The sequence below is a fragment of the Caballeronia temeraria genome (assembly GCF_001544795.2).
In the GTDB taxonomy this organism is placed as follows: Bacteria; Pseudomonadota; Gammaproteobacteria; order Burkholderiales; family Burkholderiaceae; genus Caballeronia; species Caballeronia temeraria.
In genome coordinates this window covers 181,663-207,203 of the sequence record NZ_FCOI02000005.1, presented here as the reverse complement: position 1 = coordinate 207,203, position 25,541 = coordinate 181,663, and the positions used below count along the sequence as shown (strand labels likewise).

General features: G+C 65.9%; 22 protein-coding genes. 8 read left to right on the top strand and 14 right to left on the bottom strand.

Annotated elements, in window-relative coordinates:
* Positions 1 to 44 precede the first annotated feature (44 nt).
* From msrB to AWB76_RS10190, 4 genes are all read left to right on the top strand, one after another.
* Positions 45 to 527, top strand: coding sequence for a peptide-methionine (R)-S-oxide reductase MsrB (gene msrB, locus AWB76_RS10205; protein WP_061160026.1), 483 nt, complete (start codon positions 45 to 47; stop codon positions 525 to 527).
* Positions 528 to 563: 36 nt separating this feature from the next.
* On the top strand, positions 564 to 1,145 hold the full coding sequence (locus AWB76_RS10200; protein ID WP_061160025.1) for a hydrolase: 582 nt from the start codon (positions 564 to 566) through the stop codon (positions 1,143 to 1,145).
* Between the two features lie 61 nt (positions 1,146 to 1,206).
* A complete protein-coding gene (locus tag AWB76_RS10195; RefSeq protein WP_061160024.1) occupies positions 1,207 to 2,250 on the top strand; it encodes a patatin-like phospholipase family protein in 1,044 nt (347 codons plus the stop codon).
* A gap of 128 nt (positions 2,251 to 2,378) precedes the next feature.
* Positions 2,379 to 2,891, top strand: a complete 513-nt coding sequence (locus tag AWB76_RS10190) for a hypothetical protein (RefSeq protein ID WP_157696090.1) — start codon at positions 2,379 to 2,381, stop codon at positions 2,889 to 2,891.
* 193 nt (positions 2,892 to 3,084) lie between these two features.
* On the opposite strand, the gene AWB76_RS10185 is transcribed toward AWB76_RS10190, so the two are convergent.
* The 3 genes from AWB76_RS10185 to gabT all read right to left on the bottom strand — a co-directional run bounded on the left by AWB76_RS10185 (position 3,085) and on the right by gabT (position 7,963).
* Positions 3,085 to 4,248 (bottom strand): metallophosphoesterase, encoded by a 1,164-nt coding sequence (locus AWB76_RS10185; protein WP_061160022.1) that lies wholly within the window; start codon positions 4,246 to 4,248, stop codon positions 3,085 to 3,087.
* A 186-nt stretch (positions 4,249 to 4,434) separates the two neighbouring features.
* The gene (locus AWB76_RS10180) at positions 4,435 to 5,889 is read right to left on the bottom strand and encodes an NAD-dependent succinate-semialdehyde dehydrogenase (RefSeq protein WP_061160021.1); all 1,455 of its coding nucleotides are present in this window, start codon (positions 5,887 to 5,889) and stop codon (positions 4,435 to 4,437) included.
* A 748-nt stretch (positions 5,890 to 6,637) separates the two neighbouring features.
* Positions 6,638 to 7,963, bottom strand: a complete 1,326-nt coding sequence (gene gabT, locus AWB76_RS10175) for a 4-aminobutyrate--2-oxoglutarate transaminase (protein WP_061160020.1) — start codon at positions 7,961 to 7,963, stop codon at positions 6,638 to 6,640.
* An 85-nt stretch (positions 7,964 to 8,048) separates the two neighbouring features.
* Between gabT and pdxR the strand changes: the two genes are divergently transcribed.
* Together pdxR and AWB76_RS10165 are read left to right on the top strand one after the other, a co-directional pair.
* Positions 8,049 to 9,536, top strand: a complete 1,488-nt coding sequence (gene pdxR / locus AWB76_RS10170) for a MocR-like pyridoxine biosynthesis transcription factor PdxR (RefSeq protein ID WP_061160019.1) — start codon at positions 8,049 to 8,051, stop codon at positions 9,534 to 9,536.
* 122 nt (positions 9,537 to 9,658) lie between these two features.
* Positions 9,659 to 10,852, top strand: a complete 1,194-nt coding sequence (locus AWB76_RS10165; protein ID WP_061160177.1) for a M20 aminoacylase family protein — start codon at positions 9,659 to 9,661, stop codon at positions 10,850 to 10,852.
* Between the two features lie 9 nt (positions 10,853 to 10,861).
* On the opposite strand, the gene AWB76_RS10160 is transcribed toward AWB76_RS10165, so the two are convergent.
* From AWB76_RS10160 to AWB76_RS10145, 5 genes are all read right to left on the bottom strand, one after another.
* Positions 10,862 to 12,403, bottom strand: coding sequence for a methyl-accepting chemotaxis protein (locus AWB76_RS10160; protein ID WP_061160176.1), 1,542 nt, complete (start codon positions 12,401 to 12,403; stop codon positions 10,862 to 10,864).
* Positions 12,404 to 12,551: 148 nt separating this feature from the next.
* Complete coding sequence (locus AWB76_RS41555) at positions 12,552 to 12,713, bottom strand: hypothetical protein (RefSeq protein WP_167357744.1); 162 nt, start codon at positions 12,711 to 12,713, stop codon at positions 12,552 to 12,554.
* Positions 12,714 to 12,739: 26 nt separating this feature from the next.
* Positions 12,740 to 13,357: a glycosyltransferase family 9 protein gene (locus tag AWB76_RS10155; protein ID WP_061160018.1), complete on the bottom strand. Its 618-nt coding sequence runs from the start codon at positions 13,355 to 13,357 to the stop codon at positions 12,740 to 12,742.
* Positions 13,358 to 13,661: 304 nt separating this feature from the next.
* Positions 13,662 to 14,156, bottom strand: coding sequence for a hypothetical protein (locus AWB76_RS10150; RefSeq protein ID WP_061160017.1), 495 nt, complete (start codon positions 14,154 to 14,156; stop codon positions 13,662 to 13,664).
* Between the two features lie 120 nt (positions 14,157 to 14,276).
* Positions 14,277 to 15,773, bottom strand: a complete 1,497-nt coding sequence (locus AWB76_RS10145) for a UdgX family uracil-DNA binding protein (protein WP_061160016.1) — start codon at positions 15,771 to 15,773, stop codon at positions 14,277 to 14,279.
* Between the two features lie 196 nt (positions 15,774 to 15,969).
* Between AWB76_RS10145 and AWB76_RS10140 the strand changes: the two genes are divergently transcribed.
* Positions 15,970 to 16,680: a glycosyltransferase family 2 protein gene (locus tag AWB76_RS10140; protein ID WP_061160015.1), complete on the top strand. Its 711-nt coding sequence runs from the start codon at positions 15,970 to 15,972 to the stop codon at positions 16,678 to 16,680.
* On the opposite strand, the gene AWB76_RS10135 is transcribed toward AWB76_RS10140, so the two are convergent.
* From AWB76_RS10135 to AWB76_RS10120, 4 genes are all read right to left on the bottom strand, one after another.
* The gene (locus AWB76_RS10135; RefSeq protein WP_061160014.1) at positions 16,677 to 17,264 is read right to left on the bottom strand and encodes a nucleotidyltransferase family protein; all 588 of its coding nucleotides are present in this window, start codon (positions 17,262 to 17,264) and stop codon (positions 16,677 to 16,679) included. The genes AWB76_RS10140 and AWB76_RS10135 overlap by 4 nt on opposite strands.
* 121 nt (positions 17,265 to 17,385) lie before the next feature.
* The gene (locus AWB76_RS10130) at positions 17,386 to 19,608 is read right to left on the bottom strand and encodes a xanthine dehydrogenase family protein molybdopterin-binding subunit (RefSeq protein ID WP_061160013.1); all 2,223 of its coding nucleotides are present in this window, start codon (positions 19,606 to 19,608) and stop codon (positions 17,386 to 17,388) included.
* On the bottom strand, positions 19,605 to 20,594 hold the full coding sequence (locus AWB76_RS10125; RefSeq protein WP_061160012.1) for an FAD binding domain-containing protein: 990 nt from the start codon (positions 20,592 to 20,594) through the stop codon (positions 19,605 to 19,607). The genes AWB76_RS10130 and AWB76_RS10125 overlap by 4 nt, the downstream gene beginning before the upstream one ends.
* 10 nt (positions 20,595 to 20,604) lie before the next feature.
* Positions 20,605 to 21,297, bottom strand: a complete 693-nt coding sequence (locus AWB76_RS10120) for a (2Fe-2S)-binding protein (RefSeq protein WP_061160011.1) — start codon at positions 21,295 to 21,297, stop codon at positions 20,605 to 20,607.
* Between the two features lie 451 nt (positions 21,298 to 21,748).
* On the opposite strand from AWB76_RS10120, the gene AWB76_RS10110 reads away from it, so the two are divergent.
* A complete protein-coding gene (locus AWB76_RS10110; RefSeq protein ID WP_061160009.1) occupies positions 21,749 to 23,647 on the top strand; it encodes a tetratricopeptide repeat protein in 1,899 nt (632 codons plus the stop codon).
* Between the two features lie 27 nt (positions 23,648 to 23,674).
* Here the strand turns inward: AWB76_RS10110 and AWB76_RS10105 are convergent, their stop codons facing one another.
* Together AWB76_RS10105 and AWB76_RS10100 are read right to left on the bottom strand one after the other, a co-directional pair.
* Complete coding sequence (locus tag AWB76_RS10105) at positions 23,675 to 24,190, bottom strand: isochorismatase family protein (protein WP_061160008.1); 516 nt, start codon at positions 24,188 to 24,190, stop codon at positions 23,675 to 23,677.
* A gap of 4 nt (positions 24,191 to 24,194) precedes the next feature.
* A complete protein-coding gene (locus tag AWB76_RS10100; protein WP_061160175.1) occupies positions 24,195 to 25,526 on the bottom strand; it encodes a hypothetical protein in 1,332 nt (443 codons plus the stop codon).
* Positions 25,527 to 25,541 lie beyond the last annotated feature (15 nt).

Below are 25,541 nucleotides of genomic sequence, written 5' to 3'. Positions count from 1 at the left end.
GCGGCGGCTGCGCGTGCGGGCACAGGCATGAGGGCGTTCATCGGATGAAGATCATGAGACGCACGAAGCGCAACTTTTTCGGTGTGATGGCAGCGGCCTTCGCCGGCGGCACAGGGGCATCGGCGCCTGCCCGAGCGTACGAGATCGATCACAGCAGCGCCGACTGGCGCCGGCGTTTATCGCCGGAGCAATTCCGCGTGCTCAGGCGCGGCGGCACGGAGCCGCCGTTCGCGAGCCCGCTGCTCAAGGAACAGCGCAACGGCACCTATGCGTGCGCCGGGTGCGGACTCGCGCTGTTTTCATCGGCGACGAAATTCGACAGCGGCACCGGCTGGCCGAGCTTCTGGAAACCAGTCGACGGCGCCGTCGCGATGCATGCGGACGCGACCGGCCACATGCGCAACGAAGTGCATTGCCGGCGCTGCGGCGGACATCTCGGCCATGTGTTCGACGACGGTCCGAAGCCCACCGGTCTGCGCTATTGCATGAACGGCGCGGCGCTCGACTTCCTGCACGACGAAGCCTGACATCGCGCAGTCATCCATCCATTTTTCCGATTCGCCATGAACGCACCCGAACTCAAACTCGATGCCGCGAAGACCGCGCTTGTGCTGATCGATTTGCAGGCAGGCATCGCCGCCTTGCCCGTGCAGCCTCACGATGCCGCCAGCGTGCTCGCCAACGCGCGTGCGCTCGCCGACCGTTTCCGCGCGCTCGGCGCGCCGGTCGTGCTCGTCAAGGTGGCCTTTCCGAACGGTCCCGGCGGGCTGCGTCCGATCACTGACGCGGGGCAGGCACAGGAAGCGCCGGAGCCGGCGGGCTGGAGCGAGTTGTGCGCCGAGCTGGGCGTGCAGGCGTCGGATATCGTCGTCACGAAGCGGCAGTGGGGCGCGTTCTACAACACGGATCTCGACTCGCATCTGCGCCGGCGCGGCATCGGCACGATCGTGCTGGGCGGCATCGCGACGGCCATCGGCGTGGACTCGACCGCGCGCGGCGCGCACGAGCGCGGCTATCAGCAGGTGTTCGTCGAGGACGCGATGAGCGATCTCAACGCCGACACGCACGAATCGACCTGCCGCTACATCTTTCCGCGCATCGGCCGCATTCGTTCGACGCAGCAGGTGCTGGCGGCGCTGGCATAGCGGCGCGCGTCGCCTATCCTGTACCGTACGTCCGATATCGACGGATGCGAGAGGTGCGGCGATGGCGGTCATTCCGAAAGTAGCGATCGCGTGTCAGGGCGGCGGCAGCCATGCGGCGTTCGCCGCGGGTGTGCTCGACCGGCTTTTGGGCGGCGAGTTCATCAACCGCTTCGAGCTCGTCGCATTGTCCGGGACGTCCGGCGGCGCGATGTGCAGCGCGCTCGCCTGGGCCGGATTGCTGCTCGGCGGCCCGCCCGACGCGCGGCGGCGGCTCGCCGGGTTCTGGAAGGACCTGGAAGCGCGCGAGGGGCCGGATATCGTCGCCAACGCGGTCGGCACGTGGTACGCGCGCTTGCCCATCAATGCGGAAATCAGCCCGTATCTGTACCCGCCGATCGCCGAAGAACGCCTGCGCGAACTGCTCGGCAAACATCTGCCCTTCGCGTCGCTGCCGAGCGATCCGCAAGTTCGCGCGAAGCCCACGCTGCTCGTCGGCGCAACCGATGTGCGCACGGGCGATCGCGTGATCTTTCCCGGCGACAAGCTCGATCAGGATCAACTGGTTGCGTCGGCTGCGGTGCCGCCGCTGTATCGCGCGGTCGCGGCCGATGGCCGCATGTGCTGGGACGGCCTCTTCAGCAGCAATCCGCCCGTGCGCGAGTTCACCGACTTCGCGCTCGACCTCCGGCCCGACGAAATCTGGGTCGTGCAGATCAATCCGCAATATCGGCGCGAGTTGCCCGAATCGTCGAACGAGATCATCGATCGTCGTAACGAGCTATCCGGCAATCTGGCGCTCGGGCAGGAGCTGTATTTCACGACGCGCGTGAACGCGTTGCTCGCCGCCGACGAGTCGCTCGCGCAACGCTACAAGCCGATCAAGGTTCGCGTCGTGGAGATGCATCTGGATGCGCGGGATTATCCCGGCCCGCTCGACTATGCATCGAAGCTCGACCGCAATCCGGCGCTGATCCACGCGCTGATCCGCAAGGGGCGCGAGCGCGCGGAATGGTTCTTCGATGCGCGCTCCGACTGGCCGCGGGAGGGCACGGCCCCGCACAGGAGCGTCTATTCGACGCCGCCGGCGGCGATGCCGAAGACGTAGCATCGGCTCAAAATGCCGCATGGGTTGCAAGCGTTTTGATACAAAATTTGGCAGTGCTATATAAAACTCGACGGGCACAATCGGTTTCAGGACGTGGGCGCCCATGTCCGATACCAATGGAGAAAACTATGAAACTGAGAACGAGGGGGCTGATCCTTGCAGCCTCGCTGCTCGCGCTGGGAAGTGAATGCGCGATGGCGGAACGTGCCGCTCCGCACATCGAAGGGAAAATGGTCGTGCAGGTCATCGGCGAGGTGAAGGCAGTCGATCACGACGCGCATCGCGTCACGATCGCCGATGCGCAGGGCGCCGAGACTCGATTGAATGTGAGCGCCGGCATGCACGATCTCGACAAGCTGCCACTCGGCACACGTATCAAGAGCACGGCGCTGCAGCCTGTCACGCTGACTCCGGTCCGGCACGCAACGCTTCAGGATGCGATTCCTGGCGACAAGCGCTTCGTCGTACAGGTGACGAGCGTCGATGCGGCGACGGGCATCGTCATGCTCAAGGATGCCAGCAACCTGCCGATCGAAGTGCGCGCGCAAGACGCCCGCCAGGCGGCCGCGCTCAGAAGCGGCACGATTGTCCGGGTGGATCTCGCGAATCGGCAGGAGAAGGCGTCGCCGAGGAAGAGTTGAACGCGCGCTTCGCTTTCGGAAATTTCTAGTGGTTCGGGATTCGCGGTTCCCTTATTTTTAATCCACTCGCTGGCGGGGCCCCGCCTGCCAGGTCGAGAGCGCCCGTTCTTCCCCGGGATCGGGCGCTGCGCTTATCCCCGAGCGCTCGACGCGCGGTGCATCCGCACCGCGCGTCTTTTTTCGCTTGGATCGCTCACGCCGCCGTCGAAGCAACGAGTCGAACGAGCGTGATTTCGGACGGCGCGCCCAGCCGCTTGGGCGGGCCCCAATAGCCGGTGCCCCGGCTCGTATAGACCCAGAGCCCGTTGAATTTCACGAGGCCGGCAACGAAAGGCTGTTGCAGTCGCACGAAGAAATTCCACGGCAGGAACTGGCCGCCGTGCGTATGTCCCGAAAGCTGAAGCGTGAAGCCTGCTTCAGCGGCCGCCGTCGCGCTACGCGGCTGGTGCGCGAGCAGCACGCGCACCGTGGCATGCTCGGGTGCGCCGCTGATCGCCTTCGCGGGATCGCTGCGGTGCGCCGGATCGAAACTGCCCGCGCCGTAGTCCGTGACGCCCGCGACCACGGCCTGCGCGCCGTCGTGATCCAGCACCACATGCTGATTGAGCAGGACGGTCAGGCCGAGGCGCCGGAATTCGGCGATCCACTTGTCGGCGCCCGAGTAATACTCGTGATTTCCGGTGACGACGAACGCGCCATGCCGCGCGCTGAGGCCCGCGAGCGGGCGCGTGTGATCGGCGAGATTGGGCACAGTGCCGTCGACGACATCGCCTGTCACGGCGATCAGGTCCGGTTCGAGCCCGTTCACGGCCGCCACGATGCGTTCCACATAGTGACGCTTGATCGTCGGGCCGACGTGGATGTCGCTGATCTGCGCGATCGTGAAACCGTCGAGCGCGGCGGGCAGATTATCGATGGGCACATCCACGCTCACGACCGGCGCGCGCCGCCGCGCGTTGTAGAAACCGATCGCGGAGAACAGCACGGCGAGCAGCGGCACGACGAGCGCGCTATAGGCGACGAGCACCGGCGAGCCGATGGGCGCACCGCGCAGCCAGTCGGCCAGATGCACGAAGAACAGCATCACGTCGCGCGCGAAGGTCAGCAACAACAGCGACGAGAAGAAGCCGAGCGCTGTGAGTCCGCACCATGCGAGGCGATCCGCGAGCGATTGCGGTTCGATCTGCCGGGCGGCCATGCCGAGCGGAATCACGATGACCGATACCGCGAGCCACGCGGCCGCGATGACTTTGAGCGGCAGTCCGACCGGCGCGTCGGGGATGAGCCGCACGCCCACATAGATGTGAAACAGAATGCCGATGCCGATGAAGCGGAGAAAGAATGCCGAGCGTCGCATAGCGCTCCTGGAGGGATCGGAAGAAGCGGCGAGAAATTGGGCGGCGCGCGCCCGAGCCGGATATGGGGCCGATTCTACCGGTTCGACGCATAGCCTGCGCTGGATGACGCGTGACTCGACCGCACGGCAAAAAGCCTCGGCGTTTGGAGTGCCGAGGCTTTTTCACATCGCGTGGCCGAGGCGCGATCAGACCGCCATGCAGAGATACTTGATGACGACGTAATCGTCGATGCCGTAGTGCGAGCCTTCGCGCCCGAGGCCCGATTGCTTCACGCCGCCGAACGGCGCCACTTCGTTCGAAATCAGCCCGGTGTTGATGCCGACCATGCCGTACTCGAGTGCTTCGGCCACGCGCCAGATGCGGCCGATGTCACGGCTATAGAAGTAGGCGGCGAGACCGAACTCGGTGTCGTTGGCGAGTTGCACGACTTCATCGTCGGATGAGAATTTGAAGATCGGCGCGAGCGGGCCGAAGGTCTCTTCCTTCGCGACTTTCATGTCGGGCGTGACGCCCGTCAGCACGGTCGGCTCGAAGAAGCCGTGCCCGAGCGCGTGGCGCTTGCCGCCCGAAGCGAGCGCGGCGCCTTTCGCGAGCGCGTCTTCGATATGCGCTTCCACTTTCTGCACGGCCGCTTCGTTGATGAGCGGCCCAAGCGCCACGCCGTTTTCCGTGCCGCGCCCGACTTTGAGCTTGCCTGCTGCCGCGGAGAGCTTTTGGGCGAAGGCATCGTAGACGCGCTCGTGCACGTAGAAGCGGTTCGTGCACACGCAGGTTTGTCCGCTGTTGCGATATTTCGATGCAATCGCGCCTTCCACGGCGGCGTCGAGATCGGCGTCGTCGAACACGATGAACGGTGCATTGCCGCCGAGTTCCAGCGTCACCTTTTTGACCGTCGGCGCGCTTTGCGCCATCAGCAGACGGCCAACTGCCGTCGAGCCAGTGAACGACAGCTTGCGCACGACCGGATTGCCCGTCATTTCGCCGCCGATCGCTTTCGGGTCGCCGGTGAGGACGCTGAGCGCGCCTTTCGGCAGGCCGGCGCGCTCCGCGAGCACGGCGAGCGCGAAGGCGGAGAAGGGCGTTGCTTCAGCGGGCTTCACGACGATCGGGCAGCCGGCGGCGAGTGCCGGTCCGACTTTGCGCGTGATCATCGCGGCGGGGAAATTCCACGGCGTGATGGCGGCGCAGACGCCGATCGGTTCTTTTGTCACGACGATGCGTTTGTCGGCGGCGGGTGTCGCGAGCGTATCGCCGGCGACGCGTTTGCTTTCTTCCGCGAACCATTCGATGAAGGAGGCGGCATACGTGATCTCGCCTTTTGCTTCGGCGAGCGGCTTGCCTTGCTCGGTGGTGAGGATGAGCGCGAGATCGTCGGCGTTCGCCATCATCAGGTCGAACCAGCGGCGCAGGATGATCGCGCGTTCCTTCGCCGTTTTCTTGCGCCAGGCGGGCCAGGCGGCGTTGGCGGCATCGATCGCTCGGCGCGTTTCGGTTGCGCCCATCTTGGGGACTCTGCCGAGGGATTCGCCCGTTGCCGGGTTCACGACTTCAAACGTTTCACCGCTGTCGGCTTGTTGCCATTCACCGTCGATGTAGGCGTCGTGACGCAAGAGCGTCGGGTCTTTCAATTGATCTTTCATGTTCTGTGTGTCCTTTTGTGTTGCTTCGGGGTTTTTTGGTCGGCGGTGCTTTTTTTTCGCCGGATCCCGGTTTGCTTTTGGTCTATTAGCACTGCCCCTGTGCGGGGCGGCAGTCACTTTCTTTGCTGCTGCAAAGAAAGTAACCAAAGAAAGCAGCTTTTCAGGCCCGCGGTCACACGTAGTTTGAGTAGTTCTCTCGTCCTCGGTGGCACTCGCCTAAAGAGTGCCCTCATAGGCCCCATCCGGCTTGGCTCGCGCACGGTTTGTCGCTTCGCACCACATAACAAACTGGTTCAGCACCAAATAGCTCCGGCCCGCTTCGCGGCCGACCGGTCAATCGGGGATGCGCGTGCTTCTCTACTAACACTTGCATCGCACCGCACATGCGTCAGGTTGGTTTCCCTCGTGGACCCGGCGGCAGCGCGCAGCGCTGTGCCGGAACTCTTTCGTGCTGAACCAGCGCCCTAAAAAGACTAGCTAGTCAGACCGTGCGCGATCCAAGCCCGGTTAGTCCTTCGAGGGCACTCTTTAGGCGAGTGCCGCCTTGAACGAGAGAACTACCCAAACTACGTGTGACCGCGGGCCTTAAAAGCTGCTTTCTTTGGTTACTTTCTTTGCAGCAGCAAAGAAAGTGACTGCCGCCCCGCATAGGGGCAGTGCCAATAGACCAAAACGAAAACGGGATCCGGCGACAAAAGCAAACCCACCAAACCCCGCCCCGCGAAAAGCGAAAAAAGCGAAAAAAAACTCAGACCGCGACGCCAACAGTCTCCGTCAAGACATCTTCGAGAATACCCAAAGCCTCATCAAAAACCTGATCCTGAATGGTGAGAGGAAACAGGAACCGAACCACGTTCGAATACACCCCACACACGAGCAGTAGCAAACCACGCTCCAACGCAAGCGTCTGCACGCGTTTAGCAAAAGCCGCATCCGCATCCTGCGAACCGGGCTTGCAGAACTCGACGGCGATCATCGCGCCAGGCCCGCGCACGTCCGCAATCTGCGGCACATCGCCCTTGAGCCCATCGAGCTTCGCCTTGAGCTTGTCCCCAAGCACGTTCGCGCGCTCGCAGAGCTTTTCATCGTCGATGATATCGAGCACCGCGTGCGCCGCCGCCACCGCCAAAGGATTGCCCGCATACGTGCCGCCGAGCCCGCCGGGCGCCGCCGCATCCATGATCTCCGCGCGTCCGACGACACCCGACAACGGCATGCCGCCCGCAAGCGACTTCGCGATCGTCATCAGATCCGGCACGACGCCGTGATGCTCCATCGCGAACAGCTTGCCGGTGCGCGCAAAGCCCGTCTGCACTTCATCCGCGATCAGCAGAATGCCGTGCTCGTCGCAAATCTTGCGCAGGCCGCGCACGAAATCCGCAGGCGCCGGAACGAAACCGCCTTCGCCCTGCACCGGTTCGAAGATGATCGCGGCGACGCGCGTCGCTTCGATATCGGCCTTGAAAAGATGCTCGATCGCGCGCAGCGAATCCGCCACCGACACGCCGTGCAGCGCATTCGGGAACGGCGCGTGATACACGTCCGACGGGAACGGCCCGAAACCGATCTTGTACGGCGCGACCTTGCCCGTCAGCGCCATGCCCATCAGCGTGCGGCCATGAAAGCCACCCGTGAACGCAATCACGCCCGGCCGGCCCGTCGCGGCGCGCGCGATCTTCACCGCGTTCTCGACGGCTTCCGCGCCCGTCGTGAAAAAGGCCGTCTTCTTCGCATGCGATCCCGGCGCGCGCGCGCTGATCTTTTCGGCAAGCGACACGTACGACTCATACGGCACGATCTGATACGCCGTGTGCGTGAAGCAGTCGAGCTGCGCGCGAATCGCCTCGACGATCTTCGGATGACGATGCCCCGTGTTGCACACCGCGATGCCCGCCGCGAAGTCGATGAAACGGCGGCCTTCCACGTCCCACAGTTCCGCGTTCTCGGCGCGCGCCGCGTAGAAATCGCACATCACGCCGACGCCTCGCGGCGTCGCGGCATTCTTGCGGGCTTGCAGATCGGCGTTCTTGAGGGTCGTGCTCACGGAAATCTCCTTGATCGTTGATGGCCGCATCGGCCGACTGAATTTAAAGACGACTATAGTAAGATTTGGCCCTCAAGTTCAGAGCCATTTCAATAAATCTATAGGAGCCAATTCGATGTCGACGCGCGCAAGCGTGCTGTCGGACTGGCTGGCGCAGCGCATCGATCGCGCGAACGGCCAGCCGATCTACCGGCAATTGCATCGGCTGCTTCAGCAGGCCATCTTCACGCGCGAGCTCGCGGCGGGCGCGAAAGTGCCGTCGTCGCGCTTGCTCGCCGCCGAGCTGGGCGTCGGGCGCAACACGGTGACGCAGGTCTACGAGCAACTGGCGCTCGAAGGCTACGTGTCGTCGGCGACGGGGCGCGGCACCTTCGTCGCGGACAGCACGCCCGATGAAATCGTGTTCGACGACGCACCGCCCGCAATCCCGGCGCCCTCCCACCCGCACTCGACGCTCTCCACGCGCGGCGCACGGCTGATTTCGGGCGCGGGCGTGTCGAAGCGTCAGGGCGGCGCGTTCATGCCGGGCGTGCCGGATGTGTCGCGGTTCCCGTCGCGCGTGTGGAACCGGCTGCAGGCGAAATACTGGCGCAAGCCGCTGCCCGATCTGCTCACCTACGCGCCCGGCGGCGGCCACGCGGGTTTGCGCCACGCGCTCGCGCACTATCTGCGCACGTCGCGCTCGGTGCGCTGCACGCCGGAACAGATCGTCGTGACGACGGGCATCCATCAGTCCATCGATCTCGCCGCGCGCCTGCTCGCCGATTCGGGCGACACGATCTGGACCGAAGATCCGTGCTACTGGGGCGTGCGCAGCGTGTTGCAGGTGTCGGGGCTCGATCTGAAGGCGATTTCCGTCGATGCAGAAGGGATCGCGCCGACGCCCGCCGATCTCGCCGTGCCGCCGAAGCTGATGCTCGTCACGCCGTCGCATCAATATCCGCTCGGCATGGTGATGAGCCTCGCGCGCCGCCGCATGCTGCTCGAATACGCGCGGCAGCATCGCTGCTGGATCGTCGAGGACGATTACGACAGCGAATTCCGCTACGGCAGCCGGCCGCTCGCGTCGCTGCAAGGCATGGATACGGCGGGGCAGGTGATCTACGTCGGCAGCTTCGCCAAGACGCTGTTTCCGGGGCTGCGCATCGGTTATGTCGTCGTGCCGGAGGCGCTCGCGGAGAGCTTCGCCACGGCGAGCGCCGAGCTGTATCGGGAAGGCCAGCTATTGCAGCAGGCGGTGCTCGCGGAGTTCATCGAGCAGGGCCATTTCACGTCGCACATCCGGCGCATGCGCGCGCTCTACGGACAGCGCCGCGACGTGATGCTCGCGACCATCGACGAGCGCTACGGCGACACGCTTTCCATCGCCGGCGGCGATGCCGGGCTGCATCTCGTGCTGAAACTGCCCCGTCACGTCGATGATCGCGCGCTCGCTGCCGCCGCGCTCGCGGAGAACATCGTCGTGCGGCCGCTGTCGGGGTACTACGCGCATCGGCTGGACGCGGAACCGGGCTTGCTGATCGGCTATGCGTGCGTGCCGGACGAGGATATCGCGCCGGCTTTCGCGAGACTTGCCGACGTCATCGACCGGTTTCTGCGCTGATTCCGGTCGAAATTTCACGACCGGCGCGCCGCGATCGAAAAAATCTCGCGCAAAAACTGGCAAGCGCGGCGCATGTGGAGGATCATGTGCGCCGTTTTCCGTCTTTCAGCAAGGGCTTTTCCATGACGACCTCGTCCGACCAACAGTTCACCGTCATCGCCGATCTCTCCGACGACGCGCCGTCGCTGCGCGAAATTCGCCACGATATTCATCGTCATCCGGAGCTTTCCTACGAGGAGACGCGTACGGCGGCGCTCGTCGCCGAACGGCTGCAAGCGTGGGGCTGGACGGTGACGCGCGGCGTCGGCGGCACGGGCGTCGTCGGCACGTTGAAAGCGGGCGACGGCACGAAGAGCATCGGCCTGCGCGCCGACATGGACGCGCTGCCGATCATCGAGCAGACCGGCAAGCCCTACGCGAGCGAGACGCACGGCAAGATGCACGCGTGCGGCCACGACGGTCACACGACGATGCTCCTCGGCGCCGCGCGCCATCTCGCGCGCACGCGCCGCTTCAACGGCGCGGTGCATCTGTATTTTCAGCCGGCGGAAGAGCACGGCGTGCCGAGCGGCGCGCAGAAAATGATCGAAGAGGGGCTTTTCGAGCGCTTTCATTGCGATGCCGTGTTCGGCGTGCACAACCATCCCGGCGCGCAGCCCGGCACGTTCCTGTTCCGCAAGGGGCCGTTCATGGCGGCGGGCGATCAGGTGTCGATCGTGATCGAAGGCGTGGGCGGGCACGCGGCGCGGCCGCATCTGTCGGTCGATCCGGTCGTCGTGACGGCGAGCATCGTGATGGCGCTGCAGACGATCGTCGCGCGCAACGTCGATCCGGCGCAGCCGGCCGTCGTCACCGTCGGCTCGATGCACGCCGGAACGGTCAACAACGTGATCCCGAGCCGCGCGACGCTCGAACTGTCCGTGCGCTCGTTCGATCCGAGCGTGCGCGAATTGCTCAGGCGCCGCATCAAGGAACTGGTGGAATCGCAGGCCGCGAGCTACGGCGCGAGCGCGACGGTGAAGTATCTGGAAGGCTATCCGGTCGTCGTGAATTCGGACGCGGAGACCGACTTCGCGATTCAGGTCGCGCGCGAGCTGGTGGGGGAAGAGAAGGTCGTCGCGCACGCGGATCTGCTGATGGGCAGCGAAGACTTCGCGTTCATGCTGCAGGAACGGCCGGGCTCGTTCCTGCGCATCGGCAATGGTGCGGGCGAGGACGGCTGCATGGTCCACAACCCGCATTACGACTTCAACGACAAGAATCTGCCGGTCGGCGCGGCGTATTGGGCGCGCCTCGTCGAACGATTCCTCGCGTGATCGAAAACCTCACGCCGGCAGCCTGAAACTCCCGATCGCCTCGCGCAGCACATCCACCTGATCTTTCAGCGAATGCGCGGCGGCGGCCGCTTCTTCGACGAGCGCGGCGTTCTGCTGGGTCACCTGATCCATCTCGACGACCGCGCGGTTCACCTGTTCGATGCCCGCGCTCTGCTCGCGCGACGCGTGGCTGATCTCGTCGAGAATCTCGTTCACGCGGCGCACCGATTGCACGATCTCGGTCATCGTCGCGCCCGCGTTCGTCACGAGCGACGCGCCTTGCTCGACCGTCTGCGTCGACGTTTCGATGAGGGCCTTGATCTCCTTCGCCGCCGTCGCCGAGCGCTGCGCGAGGCTGCGCACTTCGGCGGCCACGACCGCGAAACCGCGTCCCTGTTCGCCCGCGCGCGCCGCTTCGACGGCCGCGTTGAGCGCCAGGATGTTGGTCTGGAACGCGATGCCGTCGATCACGCCGATGATGTCGCCGATCTGCTGCGAGCTCGCGGTGATACGCGTCATCGTGTCGATCACGTCGTTCACGACGCCGCTGCCGCGCGTCGCCACGTCCGCCGCCTGCTCGGCGAGACGCGCCGCCTGCGCCGCGCTTTCCGCATTGTTCTTCACGTTGGCGGTCATCTGATCCATGCTCGACGCGGTCTGCACCAGCGCCGCGGCCTGTTCCTCCGTGCGCTGCGACAGATCGGTGTTGCCCGCCGCGATCTCCGACGCGCCCACGTTGATGTTGTCGGTGCCGCTACGGACGCGCGAAACCGTCTCGACGAGACCGCTCTGCATCACGTTGAGCGCGTGCAGGAGGCTCGTCGTGTCGTTCGGACGAAGCGCGACGCTGCTCGTCAGATCGCCGCGCGCGATGCGATGCGCCGCGCCGACCGCCAGTTCCAGCTCGCCGCCGAGAGTGCGTTTGATGCTGGAGAGCACGATGAGCATCGCCGCCGTCGCGATGCCGCCGAGCACCGCCGTGATCGCGAGCCAGCGCAGGGCGCTCGCGTAGAAGGCGCTCTGCACGTCGTCCATGTACATGCCGGTGACGAGATACCAGTCCCACGGCGCGAAGCGCTGCGAGTAGGACAGCTTGCCGACCGGCTTGTCGCTGCCGGGTTTCGGCCACAGATAGCTGACGAAACCGCCGCCCGTCTGATCGCCCGCCTTCACGATATCGACGAACAGGTGATTGCCCGCCGGATCGGTATAGCTCGACAGATCCTTGCCGTTCATGGCGGGCTTGATCGGATGCATCACCATCGTCGGACGTGAATCGTTGATGGAGAGATAGCCGTCCGTGCCGTAGCGGATCGCGCCGACCACTTCCAGCGCGCGCTTTTTCGCTTCGTCTTCGGTGAGCGTCTTGTTCGCGGCGAGCGCCGCGTAATGCGCGGTGACCGCGTGCGCCTCGTTGACGAGCGTCTTCAACTGCTCCTTGCGGTCGTCGATCATCGACGTCCGGTTCTGCCACGCCCCGATGACCCCGATTGCGATCAAACCGATCCACAGCACGGCGATCAGCGAGCCGAGCTTTCTGTTCAACGTCATTTTGTTCATGTTGCGCCCGTCGCCTCTTAGCGTTGCCTTTGCGTTGTGTTTTGCGACGACGCATGCCGCCGCATGCCCGCTTTACGGCAGGCCACGGCGGCGGATGTAGGGCGGGAATTCCCGTATGGAGGCGCGGGGGCGCGGCGCTTCAGAAGCGCCGGATCGGGTCCTTGTCGGGCGGCGCGTCGGGATGCTGCGGCTCCTCCGGCCGATGACCCGGCGAGGGCGGCGTGAGCGGATCGGCTTCCGGATCGCGGTTCGGGTCCGCGACGGGATCCGGAACGGGACTGGTCTGCATGTCGAATTTCATGATGTCCCCTGAAAGGTGGAGCGTGTCTATGCCGATTCGTGCGCCGCCGGCATGTGCAGCGTGAACGGCTCGCCCGGATGCGCGTCGCCGGTGTTCGAGAGCGCGGCGCGGGCGCGCGCGGCGATCGCATCGCTGCCGGTGTCGCGCGGATGCTCCTCCAGCACGATATGCGGCGTGCCGGCCGCGCGCGCGGTGGCGACGGGCGAAGTCGCTTCGGCGTCGTCGGACACGAGCAGGCGCGCGTTGGCGATCAGCCGCGGCAGCGTGTCGGGCGTCACCGCGCCCGCCAGAAAGAGCGCGGCCGTCTGCATCGCGCCGAGGACGCCGGCGGTGCGCTCGGGATCGGGCGCATCGCCGACGATCGCGATCTGCCAGCCATCGGCGGCGAGCTGGTCGGCGACATCGGCGTAACGTTCCGCGGGCCACGCCGGCGCGGCATGGTGGCTGCCCGGATGAATCAGCACCAGGCGCTCGCGCTCGATGCCGTGGAATGCGGCGAGTTCGTCGTAAGCATCGGGCTGGGCGGCCCGGGCGCTGTCGGCGGCGGGCGCGGCGGGGTCCGGGCACGGAAACGCGCTCGGCGCATCGGGGACGAGTGTGTTCGCGAGGTCGTCGCTCAAAGCGGAAAGGGGATTGGCTCGCATCTTGGCTCCTGCAAGTGGCGTGGCCTCGTTCGATTCGTCGCAAATCTGCGGGGCCGCGCGCTTGGCAAGCACCCGCCATGCCTGGTGCGTGTGTCGCGCGTCTCGCCTGAAAGCGCGCGCCGTGGACAGGGATTGCGTCCCTGAATCGTGACAGTTTGAGCACCCGTTGCGGCATCTGTCACGTATTGAAGGAGGCGCGGCGGCGCTCGTCAAGGCGTGAAGTTTTCAGCGCCGATGTAAAAAGCCGCCGCCTCGCGATGGCGAGGCGGCGGCTTCGGTGCGGTTTGCGCGGCGAGCGATGCGCTCAGGTTTCCGCGTTGCCGTCGTCGGCGGGGAGCGTCTTCGGCGTGAACGCTTCGGCGCGGCGGCGGATTCCGTCGACTTCTCCGGTCACGAAAGTGCGCTGGTCGGCGGCGAGCGCTTCCTGATACGACGCGCCTTCCGGCACGCGATGCAGCAGCGCGCGCAATTCGCCTTGCGTCGTCTGCTCGACGGGCTCGTAGTCGTACAGGCCGAGTTGCAGTTCGGCGCGCTCGTGCAGGATGAACAGGCACGACGCGAACACCGCGACGCCGAGCACTTCCTGCACGCCGAAGCGGAATTCGTGCGGCACCGGCGAAAACGGCAGCCACGCGATGAGCGCGACGCCCGCAAACGCCACGGCAACGGTGATATTGAGCAGCACTTGCAGACGCGCGGTGATGCGCTCGCGTTCGGTCTTCAACTGCCCGGCCGATTTCGGCACGAGAGCGGTGAGCGATTGTTGACGGCGGAGTTCTTCGAGCGGGAGAGCGGCCATGAGTTGTCGTCGGGGACCATCGGTGAGCGCCAAAGCGGCGCGACACCGGTATAACGCGCGGCTTACAGGAACGTTGACGGCGCTTTCTTCTTGTTGCGCCCTGTTTCGTCCTGTTGCATTTCAGCGCGTCGGGTCTTTGAGCGGCGTGCGAATGCTCGCGGTGCCGTCCGCGATCTGCTGCGCGAAAACGAGCGCCTCGACGATCGTCCCGAAGACTTCCGCGCGCACTTTGTCGTCGGTCAGGCGCATCAGATACGACGGATGATACGTCGGTACGACGATGTGGCCCTTATGCTCGATGGTCTTGCCGAGATACTCCGACAACGCCGTCCGATGCCCCGTGAGCGCCTTCAGCGCCGTCGCCCCGAGCGCGACGACGACTTTCGGCGCGATGCGTTTCAACTCTTCATCGAGCCAGTAGCGGCAGGCTTCGCGTTCGCGCTGCGCGGGCGCGAGATGGGCGCGCTCGTCGCCTTGTGCTTCCCATTTGAAATGCTTCACCGCGTTGGTCAGATAGAGCGATTCGCGCGCGATCTGCGCTTCGGCGAGCGCTTCGTCGAGCAGCTTGCCCGCCTGACCGACGAACGGCTTGCCCTCGCGGTCTTCCTGATCGCCCGGCTGCTCGCCGACGAGCATCACGCGCGCATTGCCGGGACCGACGCCCGGCACCGCCTGCGTTGCGTTGCGCCAGAGCGCGCAGCGCCTGCACGCGTCGAGCGACGGCGGCTCGGTCAGCATCGTGCCCTTGATCGGCTCCAGATCCGTGTTGATGGCCACTTCCATCTCGGGCGGCACGTTGCGCGGATGACGGTCGCGCCGCGAATAAGGATCGGCGCGGGAAATCAGCGCGGGATCGGTGCGCGCGTTCTCCGGGCTTTTCCAGTAGCGCACCGGCATATGCGACGCCACTTCGGCGGCGTTCGTCTGCGCCGCCACGAAGGTGCTCTCGTAATACGCGAGCCAGAGCGCCTCGATGGCGTCGCCGCTCACGGCCTCGCCGCTCATCGCGGTGTCGCCGAAATCCATCGGCTTTTCTTCCGGCTCGCTCGTGCGGTCCACGCGCAGGAGCGCGCCGTCCCAGAACGCGGCGCCGTGCGGCGTGGCGATCATCCATGTGGCGCTGCCCATGCGCGTGGCGAAGTGCATGGCGGCGTGTTCCAGCACGTCGTGCACCGGCTCGAACCAGCTGATGAACTCGGGCGGCCCGAGCGACGAATCGCGATGCCGGAAGCGCAGCACCTTGCGCATCTCGCGCTCCTCGGCTTCGACCGATTCGATCATGCGCCGCAGCCGATGCCCGTCCGCATCGTCTGCCGATGCGATCGCGCGGTCGCCCTGCGTCCAGCGCCAGAGCGCCTTGTAGAGAAACGGCCAGCGGTCCGGCGCGCGATAGCACGCCGCCGTTTCGAGCATGGAGAGAAATTCGCGCGCGACCTTGACCGGCTTTTTCGCGTTCGGGTCCGACGGGCCGTGCGAGGGATCGATGGAGCCGAACACGGTTGCCGATGCATCGGTTTCGAGCCACAGCACGTGCTCCGGCCGCGCGTCTTCCATGAGGAGAGTGCGCGCTTCGGTACGCCAGGAAGCAAACGAAGGATCGATGGTGACGCTTTTCATCGGCGAACGGAATCGGAAAAGTACTGTATATCCATACAGTGATTCTAGCGATTCCCGCGACGCTTCAGCAACTATTTAGAGATGATCCCGCCCTTATACGGCTGTGCGGCCCGCCGTTTCATGGGAACGGTCATTGCTGAAATTCATCCATCGCGGCGTTCGATTGCCTGCGGACACACTCACACACGGAGCCGCCATGCTTGCCATTGTTATTCCTGCTCACAACGAAGCCGCGCACATCGGAGCGTGCGTGACGGCTGCGCGCCGCGCGGCGGACCATCATCAACTGCTCGGCGAGGCGGCGTGCGTGATCGTGGTGGCCGACAGTTGCACCGACGACACCGCCGGCATCGCGCGGGCGCTGGGCGCGGAGGTATCGCGCATCGACGCGCGCAACGTCGGCATCGCGCGGGCGCATGGCGCGGAGCGGGCGCTGGCGCTGGGCGCGCGCTGGCTCGCGTTCACCGACGCAGATACGACCGTCGCCGACGACTGGCTCGTGCGCCAGCTCGACTGCTGCGCGGACGCGGTGTGCGGCGTGATCGGCGTGCGTGACTGGTCGCCGCATATCGGCGCGGTGCGCGAGCATTTCGGACGCACTTATACCGATGCGGACGGGCATCGGCATATTCATGGCGCGAATCTGGGCGTGTCGGCGAAAGCGTATGTGCAGGCGGGCGGCTTCGCGCCGCTGGAATCGAGCGAGGATGTGGCGCTCGTCGAGGCGTTGATGGCGATCGGCGCGCGGATCGAATGGAGCGCGTCGCCGCGTGTGCTGACGAGCGCGCGGACGGATTTCCGGGCGAAGAAGGGTTTCGGCGCGACGCTGCTCGAAGTCAGCCGACGCTATCTGCCGATCGGCAACGATGCCGCGGATTCGGCGGATGCAGTGGCGATCGCGGCTTAAGCCTGTGCGAGATCGCTCGGCAAATCCACATCGCGCAGCACGTTGGGATCGTCGACCGCGACGGCGAACGGCTTGTGCGTCGTGAAGATGCCGCGCGCGCCTGCGTCGCCGTCGAGCGCGGCGAGCGCCTCGCGATGCACGAGTCCGAAGCCCACCGGATGCCCCCGCTTGCCGTGATAAAACGGCGCGGCGAGCGCTTCGCCGCCATCGAGCGCACGGGCGACGGCTTCATACGACGACGCCTCGATCCACGGCATGTCGCCCAGCGTGACGAGCCAGCCATCCGCTTCCGATGTCGCCCGCACGGCTGCGGCGAGCGTCGCGCCCATGCCGCGCTCGGCGTCGGCGCTGAAGATGACATTGCAGCCGGCTTCGTTGAGCACATCGGCGAGCTTTTCGGCGCCGGGCCGCACGACCGCGATCACTTCCGCGGACACGGCGAGCAGCCTGCGCGCCGACTGGAACACGACGGGCGTTCCACCCGGCAGCGTGGCGAGCAGCTTGTTCTGGAGTCCGGAAGGGTCGAAGCGGGTGCCGAGACCCGCCGCCAGCAGGATGCCGGTTGCGTTCGACGAATAAGTCATCGCGGGTGCTCGTGTGGGGATCGAATCGGGATTGTGCGGCGCATCGAAGCACGCCGCAAGCACAAAAAAAGCACGCGGCGATACGACGATCGCCGCGTGCTTCGCTTTCTTTATGCTTACTTCACGCCATCGTCGGCGGCAAGACTTTATCGAGCGTAATCGGCAGATCGCGCACCCGCACGCCCGTCGCGTGATAGACCGCGTTGCCGAGCGCGCCCGCCACGCCCGTGATGCCGATTTCGCCGATGCCCCGCGCGCCGTCCGGATTGATATGCGGATCGGGCTCGCCGATGAACGAGATATCCAGCATGCCGATATCCGCGTTCACCGGAACGTGGTACTCCGCGAGATTCGCGTTCGTATAGCGGCCGTAACGCGCATCCAGTTCGCTCTTTTCGAAGAGCGCCGAGCCGACGCCCCACACGATGCCGCCCATCAACTGGCTATGCGCGGTTTTCTCGTTGAAAAGCGTGCCGACGTCGTACACCCCGACGATGCGCGGCACGCGGATGATCCCGAGGTCCGCATCGACATGCACTTCCGCGAACACCGCGCCGAACGAGTGAAACGCGTACTGCTTTTTCTCGTCGCCGGGGCGCGTCGTGGCGATGGCCTCGATCGCGCGGCCGCCGTTGCGCGCGATGATCGCCGCCGCCGGATCGCGCCTCTCAGGATTCGACAGGCTCACGACCCAGCCGTTCGACACGGTCACGTCCGCGCGCGAGAGCCCGTTGACGGGCGATCCGCGATCCGCAAGCGCCATCGCGATGAGCTGATCGCGCGTCTGCGTCGATGCCGCCCGCACCGCCGGCGACACGCTCGCCGCCGATTGCGAGCCGCCCGACACCGGCGCCTTCGGCAACGATGAATCGCCGAGCGCGAAACGCACGTAATCGAGCGGAAAGCCGAGTGCGTCGGCTGCGACCTGCGTCATGATCGTGTAGGTGCCGGTGCCGAGATCCTGCGTGCCGGAGGCGACCATCGCGGTGCCGTCGGGCAGGATGCGCGCAATCGCCGATGCCTCGCTGCGGTTCGCCGGATACGTCGCCGTGCCGACGCCCCAGCCGATGAGCGTATTGCCTTGGCGCATCGAGCGCGGCGTCGCGTTGCGCTTCGACCAGCCGAACTTCTCCGCGCCGCGGTTGTAGCACGCCATCAGCGACTTTTCCGACCACGGCTTCTTTTCCTGCGGCTCCATGTTCGCGTAGTTCTTCAGACGGAACGCGAGCGGGTCCATCTTCAGTTGATACGCCATTTCGTCCATCGCGGTTTCGAGCGCGAACGAGCCGCTCGTCTCGCCGGGCGCGCGCATGAACGTCGGCGTGCCGATATCGAGCTTCACCAGCTTGTGCGATGTCGACTGGTTCGGCACCGCGTAGAGCATGCGCGTGACGATCGCGGAGCTTTCGGTCCAGTCCTCGAACGTCGATGTCGTCGAAACGACGTCGTGTCGCATGCCGGTCATGATGCCGTCGTCGTGCGCGCTGACCTGGATGCGCTGCTCGGTGTACGGCCGGTTGCCGATCATGCCGAACATCTGCGGACGTTCGAGCACGAGCTTCACGGGCCGGCCGGTCTGCTTCGACGCCATCGCCGCCAGCACGACGTGCGACCACACCGAGCCCTTGCAGCCGAAGCCGCCGCCGACGAACGGGCAGATCACGCGCACGTGGTCATCGGCGATGCCGAAGAACTTCGCGACCGCGCTTCTCGCGCCCGACACGCCTTGCGTCGCGTCGTAGAGCGTGAGGTTCGGGCCGTCCCAGCGGGCGACGGTGGCGTGCGGCTCCATCGGATTGTGATGTTCGTAGGGCGTCGTGTAGACGGCGTCGAGGCGTGTCGGGCCTTGTTTCAGACCGGCGTCGACGTCGCCGCGCTTCGTCGTGATCGCGCGTCCCATCATCTTTTCCGGCTGATACGCGGACGCCTTCGCGCGTTCGAAATCGGCATTGGGCATCGCGGCTTCATAGCGCACGTCGACGTAACGCGCCGCGCCCTGCGCATGTTCCAGCGAATCCGCGACGACGACCGCGACCGGCTCATTGCTGTAGCGCACCTCGTTGGTTTGCAGCAGCGTGAGCTTGCGCACGGCGGGCGGCTGCGCGTCGGGGACGCCGTTGTTCGGCAGGCGCATCGCGTTCTGATACGTCATGACGAGCAGCACGCCGGGCATCGACTGCGCGCGGCTCGTATCGATCGACGCGATGCGGCCGCTCGCGACCGTGCTCGTGACGAGCACCGCGTGGGCGAGCTTCGCGTCGGTGTTGTCGGCCGAATAGCGCGCCTGGCCGGTGACCTTCAGCACGCCATCGGTGCGATCGAGCGGTTTTCCGATGACACTCATGCGACACCTCCAGCCTGTTGAACCGCGCGCACGATCGCGCGCTGCGCGAGTGCGATCTTGAACGCGTTGTCGCGCTGCGCCTGCGCGCCTTGCACGGCGAGCGCGGCGGCGGACTGCAGCGTCGCCTTGTCGAGCGATTGCCCGGCGAGCGCGCGTTCGGCCGCGGTCGCGCGCCACGGTTTGTGCGCGACGCCGCCCAATGCGATGCGCGCGCTCTTCACGGTGTTGCCGTCCATCTGCAAGGCAGCGGCGACGGACACGAGCGCGAACGCGTAACTCGCGCGGTCGCGCACCTTCAGATACTTCGAATGCTCCGCGAAGAGCGGCGGCGGCAGATCGACCGACGTGATCAGCTCGCCCGCCTGCAACGTCGTGTCGAGCTCCGGCCGGTCGCCCGGCAGCCGATGAAACTCCGCGAACGGAACCGTCCGCTCGCCATTCGGGCCGGTGACGCGCACGACGGCATCGAGCGCCGCGAGCGCGACGCTCATGTCGGACGGATTCGTCGCGATGCACTGACGGCTCGCGCCGAGGATCGCGTGCATGCGATTGTTGCCGTTGATGGCCGCGCAGCCGCTGCCCGGCGTGCGCTTGTTGCACTGGGGAAAGCCGGTGTCGTAGAAATACGCGCAGCGCGTGCGCTGCATCAGATTGCCGCCGACGGTCGCCATGTTGCGCAATTGCGCCGATGCGCCCGCGAGCAGCGCCTGCGACAGGAGCGGATAACGCTCGCGCACCCACGCGTGGTTCGCGGCGTCGCTGTTGCGCACGAGCGCGCCCAAGCGCAGGCCGCCATCAGGCAAGGCGGTGATGCCGTTCAGGCCATCGATGTGCGTGATGTCGACGAGTTTCATCGGCCGCATGACGCCGCCTTTCATCAGGTCGAGCAGATTCGTGCCGCCGCCGATGAACATCGTGCCCGGCTGGCTCGCAGCCGAGAGCGCCGCGCCGATGTCGGCGGCGCGCTGATAGGAGATCGCGTCCATGTGCGTCTCCTCAGGCGTTGCCCGACGCGACGGCCTTCACCGCCGCGACGATATTCGGATACGCGCCGCAGCGGCAGATGTTGCCGCTCATGCGCTCGCGGATTTCGTCGTCGGACAGTTGCGCGGGGCGAAAGCGCACATCGGCGGTCGCCGCGCTCGCATCGCCCGCGCGATATTCGGCGATGAGCGCCGTCGCCGAGCACAACTGGCCGGGCGTACAGTAGCCGCACTGAAAGGCGTCCTTTTCGATGAACGCGCGCTGGATCGGCGCGAGCGTGTCGCCGTCGGGCGCGAGGCCTTCGACGGTCGTGACGGATTCGCCGTCGTGCATCACCGCGAGCGTCAGGCACGAGTTGATGCGCCGGCCCGACACGATCACCGTGCACGCGCCGCACTGGCCGCGGTCGCAGCCTTTTTTCGTGCCGGTGAGGTTTGCGTATTCGCGCAGCGCGTCGAGCAGCGTGGTGCGCGCTTCGACCTGCAATTCGTACGGATGGCCGTTGATGGTGAGCTTCACGGGCATCATCGGCGCGGCGGCGGGCGGCATCGGCGCGCTGGCGGGCGTCGCGGCCTGTTGCTGCGCATGCACGTGGGGCGCGGCGGACACGGCCGCCGCCGCCGCGGCCGATTGCAGGAAACGGCGGCGTGACGGCTTCTGGGCCGCGTCGCTGGCGTCGTGGGGATGGGTATCGACTGGGGACATGGCGATCGGTTGCTCCTCGCTCGTTCGGAAGGGCGTCGACGGGCTCCAGTCTTCATGGGCATTCGCTCGCAGCCGATCGCGACGAATCGGGCGGAGCGCCGATGCTCGAGTCCTCTGGCGGCGCGTGGGCGCGGGAACGGCATCGTCCGGCAACTGTAAGGGAACCGAACGTTCGTCGACCCGCAACCGCAGACTACAGCAAGTCGGATGCCATCCGCCGGAACGACCGCGAGGCCGCGCGTCGCCGCAAATCCTGGCGCGTCGGCGCGTAAATGCTGCAAAGCACGGCCGGCAAAGTGATCGTTTCACGTTGCGATTCAACGTGGAGCACGTTTTGTGACGCTTTCGCGCATGCGCGTCGTTCAAAATTGCACGATCGCGTCCGCATCGCCGTCGTCGAAGGCGACTGTGCGCCTCGCCAGCTTTCTCTCAATCTTTCGAAGTCTTCCCGATGTCATCCGACCTCTATCACCGTGCGGTGCAGCACTACTCGCAGAATCAGCATGCGGAGGCACTGGCGGTCTTGTCGCCATTGCTCGATCGCCCGCATGCCGATGCCGAGGTGCTCGATCTCGCCGCAGGCTGCGCTTACGCGATGAATCGTCCGGATCGCGCGCAGGCGTACTGGGAGCGCGCGGTCGCGGAGCATCCACGGCATGCGGGCGTCGACAACCATCTGGGAAACCTGTACGCCCAGCTCGAAAAGTTGCCGGAAGCGGAAGCGCTGTATCGGCGCTCGCTCGATCTGAAAACGGATGTCCCCGAAACGCACAACAACCTCGGCAACGTGCTTATGCAGCAGGGCCGCGCCGCGGATGCGGAGCAGTCGCTGCGCCGGGCGCTGGAACTGAGGCCGGATCTGGTTCCGGCGCACTACAGCCTGGGAAAGCTGCTGATGACGCAAGCGCGCGTGGACGAGGCGCAGATGCATTTTCAGCACGCGATCGAGGCGCGGCCAGACTGGGCCGATGCGCACCTCAACCTCGGCAACGCGTTCGTGGCCCAGCAGCGCTGGGACGAAGGCGAGCGTGCGTATCGCGCGGCGATCGAGTTGAATCCCAGCCTGACGATCGCCTATCAGAGCCTCGCCGAGTTGCTCGAAAAGCATGAACGATACGGGGACCTGGAGAGCGTGTACCGGCGCCTGTCTGAATGTGTGCCCGACCTGCGCGCCGCGCATTACAACCTGGGCCAGGTGCTTTATCGGATTACCGCATTCGCGGGACTCGAACGCCTCGACGAAGCCGAAGCGGCGTATCGCAGAGCGATAGACCTCGAGCCGGATCACGTGCAGGCATACATTGCGCTCGGCAACTTGCTGAAGGAGCAGCCCGCGCGTTTGAACGAAATGCTCGACGTGTTTCGGCGCGCGGTCGAACTCGCTCCGCAGTCGGGGGAAGCCAGGCTCAATCTGGGCGGCGGACTCCTGCGCGTCGGAGAGTACGCACAAGGGTGGCCGCTGATGGAAGTCCGCTACGACGATGCCTGGCCACAGCGGCCCATCCCTCCGCCCGACTTGCCTTTTCCGAGGTGGCAGGGCGAGCCGCTCGCCGGCAAATCGCTGCTCGTGATCCACGAACAGGGATTCGGCGATTCGTTCCAGTTCTGCCGCTATCTGCCCATGCTGAAGGCGCAAGGACTTTCGAAGCTGTCGGTCGTATGGGCGCTGGAAGACCCGCTGCTCGCTTCGGCCGATGGCGTCGATGTCTGCGTCAGCGCCGCCGCGCTGCATACCCTGCCGCCGCATGACTACTGGTGTTTCATGATGAGTGCGCCGGCGCTTCTCGGAACCACGCTCGAAACCATTCCCAGCGTCACGCCTTATCTCTTCGCGGACGACCGGCGTGTCGAGCGCTGGCGCGACCGGCTGCCCGCGCGGGTGCCGACGGTGGGCATCGCCGCGATGAGCGAGCCGCGCCCGAACCCGTTCGATACACGCCGCGGGTCCAACGCGCCGGCATGCATGCCATTGCTCGGTTTACCCGGTGTGCGTTTCGTCAATCTGCAAAAGGCTCCGGTCTCGCGCGCGCAACTCGACACGCTGCCGCCGCATCTGCGGCCACTCGATCTGATGGACGATGTCCAGGATTTCTCCGATACGGCCGCGATCATCGCGTCGCTCGATCTCGTCATCTCCGTGGACACATCGGTCGCGCATCTCGCGGGCGCGCTCGGCAAGCCGCTGTGGGTGCTGCTGTCCACGAACCCGTGCTGGCGCTGGCACACCGAGGGCGAAACCTCGGCGTGGTATCCGAATGCGCGCCTGTTCCGCCAGACCGCGCCAAACAATTGGGACGACGTGATCGCGCGCGTCACGGCAGCGCTGGCCGAGTGGCGTGATCGCAACTAACTGTCCGTCGACGCGGCGCCTTGCGAATCACTTGATGAGCGCGAGCACGTCCCTGAAGCGCGGATGCGTAAAACTGCCGAGCCATCCAAAAATCGCCGTCTCGACGGTAGTCAGCCGCGCGCCGTCCTGCTGAGCGCGTTCGAGCGCGACGGCGCGATCGGCGGCGCGGCGGGACGCAACCGCGTCTGCCACATATTCCACGCGATAGCCGAGCCGCAATAGGCCGAGCACCGTCAGCAGCGCGCACACGTGCGCCTCCGCGCCGGCGATCCATAGCGTCGCGGGCGCGGGCGGCAGCGCGTCGATGAAGGCGGGGGCGAGCGTCGCATCGAACGTATGCTTTTCGATGCCCTTCGCGGCGCGCAGATCGGCGAGCAAGGCATCGACCGTCCCGCCGAGCCGCTGCGGATTCTGCTCCGTATAGATCACCGGCACGTCGAGCAGATTCGCCGCGCGCAGCAACGTGCCGGCGCGCTCCGTCAGACGTTGCGCGCCGTCCAGATGCGGCACGAGCCGCGTCTGCATGTCGACGATGACGAGCATCGCATCAAGCCTCGCTCTCCATGATCCGGTCGATGAGCCGCGCGTTCTCGCCCGCCGAGCCGATGCCCGCGTGCTTGGCCATCGGCACGAAGAAGTGCGTCGCGATCGGCAGTTTCGAGCGTTCGAGCCAGCTGGTCAGATGCGCGGCGAGACGCTTGGCCGGCGTCTTCAGCTCTTCGCGCAGCACGCCGGGCAGCTTCTCGAAGTGACGCATGTCGGTCTGATACGGCTCGGGCGCGACGCACAGCGCGTTCGGCCGTCCATCGACATCGACGGGAAGCCGCTCCAGCGCCTGATGCAGCAGCGCGACGCCGAGGCCCTCGCCGCGCCACGGCTTGCGCACTTCCCACAAGCTGATGTAGATCACGCGATGCGCGTTGAACACCTCGCACAGCTTCTCCGGGCCGAGCGCTTCGGTGGACGCGAGCGCGAGCGAGAGCATTTCGCCGGAGTAAGTGTCGAGCGTATAGACGAGATCGGCGCTGCTCGTGAGCGGGGGCACCTTGACGAGCTGCAGCCGCACCGCCGCCGCGACGATATCGCTGCCCGCCTCGTGGAACACGGCGAAGGCGGTGCCGAGACGCTCGTCGTCGACTTGCGGATACTCGTGCCGATACGTCATCGTGAAGAGAAACGGCCCGATCTTCTCGCGATAGGCGAGCGGCCTGTCGACATCGTAATCGTCGACGCCGTCGAGGCCGTAAGGATCGTAGTCGCGTTTCTCGCGGCGCTCGCCGTTTTGCGCGGCGGCGGCGAGCGCCGCGAGCGGGCGGCGCGATTCCGGCACGAGATCCTCCGGCAAGCCTTCCCAACTCAGGCGCAAAAACTCCCGTCCGCCGCGATAGTGCGTCTCGAAGAGCGAAAGAACCGGCTCGCCCGCGACCGGATCGAGAATGCGCTGGGCGCACTCGTAGGCGCGGTCGAGCAGTTGATCCGCTTCGGCGGGATCGGGCGAAAGGTGCGGCTCGCTGCCTTGCGGCGCGGCGGGCAAGCCTCTTGCGACGCGTTCCTTGTGCGCGAGTTCGAGCCATTCGTCGGCGGCGCGTTCGGCGATGAAACCCGCCGCGATGCGATAGCCCGTCAGCACGATCGACTGGCCGGTGCGGCCGAGCGGGAACACGTATTCGTCGTTCATGGCATCGTCGACGGTGACGCCGCGGAACGTTTCGCGCGGCGCGCTCACATTCGCGGCGGCATCGAAACGATCATGTGACAGCACGTGGGCGACGAGGTCGGAGGCGGCCGGACCGAACTCCGATCCGGCGCCGGGAAGCAGCTTCAGCAGGGACAAGGTACTCGTGGTGTTCGTGGTGCCGGTCATGCTCGATGTGCTCATGAGTGCCATCTCCGA